Annotated in this window: 2 protein-coding genes; one reads left to right on the plus strand and one right to left on the minus strand. The window is 32.8% G+C overall.

All coding sequences use genetic code 11. The features are described from left to right. Positions 1 to 371 precede the first annotated feature (371 nt). Complete coding sequence (gene lepB / locus FKZ59_RS14075; protein ID WP_141603371.1) at positions 372 to 929, plus strand: signal peptidase I; 558 nt, start codon at positions 372 to 374, stop codon at positions 927 to 929. 963 nt (positions 930 to 1,892) lie between these two features. Here lepB and FKZ59_RS14080 read toward each other — a convergent pair. Beyond that, positions 1,893 to 2,333 (minus strand): hypothetical protein, encoded by a 441-nt coding sequence (locus tag FKZ59_RS14080; RefSeq protein WP_003354865.1) that lies wholly within the window; start codon positions 2,331 to 2,333, stop codon positions 1,893 to 1,895. Positions 2,334 to 3,151 lie beyond the last annotated feature (818 nt).

Here is a 3,151-nt window from a genome sequence, read left to right on the forward strand (position 1 = left end):
GATGATGTATAAAATTTTGTGTAAAGCATTTTGCTAGACCAAAAGAAAAAAGGTAGGGTATTCTCTGATTGAACCCAAACATTCCAGAGAAAGGAGAACCCTACCTATGTCTAAAAGTATACCGAATTTATGAGGATTTGCCGAAGCGCAAGAAGCCCTTCAACGAATGTTTGAAGAACGTTATTGTTAACCAAATATTGTAAATAAACAAAATAAGGGGATTTTCCCTTTCCACACAAGAGACTGAATATTCAGTCTCTTGTGTGAAGGAAACCGGTTCCCTATCCATTCCAAATCTATTTCAGAGATACCCTATCTATCTTACATTACACAAAATTCTTGACGGTACCGTTTTAAGGGGGATGATGATAATGGAGAAAAAGAAAAGTGAGTTTTTGGGATGGATGAAGGCGATCATTATTGCAATTTTATTAGCTGCTTTTGTTCGGCACTTCATATTTGCGCCGATTATAGTAGAAGGAGAATCCATGATGCCTACACTACACGATCAAGATCGTATGATTGTAAACAAAATAAAATATTCTTTTGTAAAACCGAAAAGGTTTGATATTATTGTGTTCCATACAAAAGAAAAAAAGGATTACATAAAACGCATAATTGGGTTACCTGGAGATCGTATCGAGTATAAAAATGATATTTTATATATAAACGGGAAAGCGTATAAAGAACCTTATCTAGATGAATACAAAAAACAAAACAAGTTTGATGGTCCCCTTACGGAATCGTTTACTCTAAAGGATACTCCAATCGGTAGAAACACTGTTCCTAAAGGCTATTTATTTGTAATGGGTGATAATAGAAGATATAGTAAGGACAGTCGTCATATTGGGGCCATTCCGATGCATGATGTTGTTGGCCAGGCAAACATAATTTATTGGCCTTTTAAACATATCCGAATAGTAAAATAAGCATTTCAAAAAGGCTTTACGGCTTTTCAGTAAAACAACTGAAAAGTACCAATAAATTTATTTTAAAATTAAATCGTAGTTATCAACACTGATAGCTACGATTTTTATTTTTGAGTGTTTCATTAATTTTTTTCTCCCGAGTTCAACAGTTTGAAGTCCATTTTAGGAAAACAAAATTGGAAAAATCCTGTTCTATCGAGGGTTTGAAAATTACTAGTCTAGAAAAAATACTGAGTTTCATAGGCATACGTTTTACCAAATTAATCCTTATTAATATGATTCACTCGCAAGCTCGTTCCATTAGCATATAAAATCGAGGAAGCAATAAGGGCTTCTTCGGTCTTATCTTTCCGATCGATTCGTCCACATGAAATCAGCTTAGAATAGTTCCAATGTTTATTGAGAAATAAAAGCACAGAGATTTACAGAGAATTTAGTTTGCACCAACTTTACATGGAGTAATAGGCAACGATCGATCAATTGGGGACTTCGTTTTGTCTTGCAAACCCATCCTGAAATCGCAACCTCGAATGTATTTCGTTGGATTCAAGGGTTTGTCTAGGGTTTCTTTCCGATTTCACTTCTCCATGGACACCCTTGCCTTTGACTGATGATTCACATATCCCAACATCCCCCGACGCCCATAGAGGACTTTCACCGCCTAGTTCATCGACCTACCCGGCACACAATAAAAATCGCAGTTGTAAAATTAAACAACTGCGATTTTATAACTCACATTTCGCATCCAGACCATCCCAAGATAAAGGATTTTTTATTTACTTTTCAAAAATAATTTCCGGCCCAACACGATAAGCGATGGCAATCTTTTTTACCATCGCTGTCGAAAATCCTCCCACCCCTAATTCCTGCGCCATTCAATGCTATTTTTAGGTTAACGATTGGATCAATGTTCACCGCTACATTACCCATTGTACCACTCAAGAACCACAATTAAATTAAAGATTATTCTTGAGTCAAGTAATTAAAATGTTTATCAGTGATATATGTTAAATCAATATCAAAATTCATCTTATCTAAGATAGGTTTAATATACTCTATTAAATGTGTGCCAGCCTCAAAATTATCAGGGAATTTACTAATATAAAAAGAATTATTATTATCACAATTTGGCTTATGTTCAACTAACCCTTCGATTACCTCAGCAATTTGGTCCACAATATTTTCTTCTAATTTTTTTTCTGAAATTATTACCGTGTGGATATAATTCTCCGCGCCTTCAAATGAATCCTCATCCTCTATTTCCTTTAAAATAGGAAAATCATCTAAAACACTAGGTCTTCTGTAATCTAAAATCAATAGCATACAGACAGTTTCATTATCTTGATTATCTAAACGAAACAACTCTAGGTCTCGCAATTTCAACATTCTTACCAATTTGAACATTAATATCACCTCTTTAACTTTGAATTCCCTTTTTCATTGCTATCTTTTCAAAGTAATTAAACATAATTAATCCGATTATAAAGTATACCAAAGAATTTAAAAAAACTATACTTAATGAACTAATAGGAAAATCCGATATTTTATATTCATTTAAGATTATATCCCAAATTAGTCCTTTCGCATATGAAAAAGGAATAAAAATGTTTTCATTTTGTTTAAACAATAAATAAATAAATCCAACCTTAAATAAACTTATTATTGCTTTGATATCTTTAAATACAAGAGATAGACTTGAAAAAGCTATTCCTATGCCATACAAACCAATAAGTCCAGTAAAAGTAACTCCAATTAAAGATGCTAAATTTATGTTAATCTTCAATAAAATTACTATAAAAACAAGCATTATAAATACTGTAGCAGTTGTTTTGAAGCAATGAATTAAAGATCTAATTATCACAAACGTTACTAATTTATTATGAGATAATAAAAAATGATTTATTGTACCATTGTTAGCTTCAAGATAAACAATATTACTTGTAAATGAAAAAGAAGAAATTAAAATAACAAACAGTAAATAAAAAATAAATAGGTGTTAAAAGATAGGGGTGTAAAAGCGGCAGACCTATTATCGCCGAATTGTAGCTAGAGCTATTAACAAGCTCCTAAAAGAGAAGGGGACCTCCCCCCAGATAAGTACAGAGTTCTGCAACAAAAAAGTGCAGAGCTTCATGGCATAAAAAAAGGCTTGCCAGCTCCTAAAATTCCCTCTACTGTTAAGGTTGTGAAGAACAAAACAGTGGAGGTAAAGAAAGGATGCT

The sequence above is a fragment of the Ureibacillus terrenus genome (genome assembly GCF_006569205.1).
GTDB classification, from domain to species: domain Bacteria; phylum Bacillota; class Bacilli; order Bacillales_A; family Planococcaceae; genus Ureibacillus; species Ureibacillus terrenus.